Annotated in this window: 1 protein-coding gene; it reads left to right on the forward strand. The window is 37.2% G+C overall.

Translation table 11 applies throughout. The features are described 5' to 3' along the window. Nucleotides 1-1,718 (forward strand): SEL1-like repeat protein (locus J3U74_RS12300; RefSeq protein ID WP_267396046.1); only part of this gene is annotated, 1,718 nt, incomplete at its 5' end. Nucleotides 1,719-2,097 lie beyond the last annotated feature (379 nt).

Here is a 2,097-nt window from a genome sequence, read left to right on the forward strand (position 1 = left end):
GGTATACTAAAGCTGAGCAACAAGGGCTTATTTCTGCACAAATTGGATTAGCACACATTTATGAAAATGGACTCAGTGTCGAAGTCAATCAAGAAAAAGCGGTGTATTGGTATACAAAAGCTGCGGAACAAGGGGATGGTTGGGCGCAATTAGAGTTAGCAAAGAGATATGACAAAGGAGAAGGTGTTGAGGTCAATAAAGAGAAAGCAGAATATTGGTACAGGGAAGCAGCAGAAAAAGGATTTGTTGAGGCGCAATATAATTTAGCAGTTTTGAATAATGAAAGTGACGATGTTATAGAAGAACTACGTAAAAGGTTAGGTAGAAAAATCACTGAACCGGAATATGGAATTGCTCAAGCGCAATATCATTTAGCAGAACTGTATGACAAAGGAGACGGTCTCGAAGTTAATAAAGATAAAACGGTATATTGGCTCAGTAACGCAATGAAAAAAAAGCTAAGTCAAACACAATATCGTTTAGCAAAAATGTATGACAAAGGAGACGAGATCGAAGTCGATAAAGAGAAAGCACTATTTTGGTATAAAAAAGCAGCAGATAATGGTAACACTAACGCAATGCTTAGTTTAGGCTTTATGTATTATAAAGGTGATGGTATTGAAGTTAATAGCGAGTTAGCTGAAGAGTATTATCATCAAGCTTTTATTGCTTGTAGCACTGAGGCAGAGAAGGGAGATAGGGAAGCTCAGTATAATTTAGCACTTACATATGACGGACAAGGCGTCGACAATAAAGAAAAAGCACTCTATTGGTACACAAAAGCAGCGGAAGAAGGGGATATTCCTGCGCAATTAACGTTAGCACATATGTATGACCAAGGTCAGGGTGTCGAAGTCGATAAAGAAAAAGCGCTCGATTTGTACACTCAAGTAGCGGAACGAGGTTATTTTTCTGCGCAATTAGAGTTAGCCTATATGTATGACCAAGGAGATGGTGTCGAAGTCAATAATGAAATAGCAGCATATTGGTACTCTGAAGTTAAAAAAGCGGTAGAAGAAGAACTTGCTGATAGAGAATATTATTTGGCAAGGAAGTATGCTCTAGGTGATGAAGTCGAAGTTGATAAAAGGAAAGCATTATATTGGTTCACAAAAGCAGCGGAACAAGGTCATATTTATGCGCAATTAGAGTTAGCCTATATGTATGACCAAGGAGATGGTGTCGAAGTCAATAAAGAAAAAGCACTCTATTGGAACTCCCGAGCTCAAGCTCAAATAGAAAGACAGGAATTAGGGATTGTTGAAGTGCTATCTGGTTTGGCACGTATGTATGCCCAAGGTAATGGGGTCAAAGTTGATATCGGGAAAGCATTATATTGGTATACAAAAGCAGTAGAAGAAGGGGATATTTTATCGGAATTAGAGTTAGCTTATATGTATGACCAAGGTGAGGGTGTCGAAGCCAATCAGGAAAAAGCGTTATATTGGTTTTCTCAAGCTCAAGGAGTGGAAGAAGGGTTTGTTGGAGCGCAATATTATTTGGCAAGGATGTATGCTGAAGGTGATGATGTCAACGTTGATAAAAGGAAAGCATTATATTGGTACACAAAAGCCGCTGAACAAGGACTTGGTGATGCACAATATGATTTAGCACTTATGTATGACAAAGGAGATGGTGTCGCAGTCGATAAAGAGAAAGCGTTGTATTGGTACAAAAAAGCAGCCGATCAGGGTGTTACTGAAGCAACGCATAATTAAGGTGTTATGTATTGTAAAGATGACAGTGTAGAAAATAGCGAGTTAGCTAAAAAGTATTTTGAACAAGCTTGTGAGCAAAAATTTAAAGAAAGTTGCGAAATTCTTCACAAAGGAATGAAATAGCCATTATTCATAATTCACGCATATCAGAAATCTGTTAAAAGAACTGTTTTACCTATTAAAGCAGTTCTTTTTTACAGTCTAAAAATGTCATTTATTCTATTAACACAATCGCTTTTTTGATATAAATTAGCTTAACAGTGACATTTTAATACGGCTCAATATATTTGGTTTGCGTGTTAGTCATTTTATCAACTCTATAACCCGATACCGATAAGCGATTTAAAAGTGCATTGTCAAGAAGTAATAGATAGTAAGC

This window comes from Gilliamella sp. B3892, assembly GCF_026536305.1.
In the GTDB taxonomy this organism is placed as follows: Bacteria; Pseudomonadota; Gammaproteobacteria; order Enterobacterales; family Orbaceae; genus Gilliamella.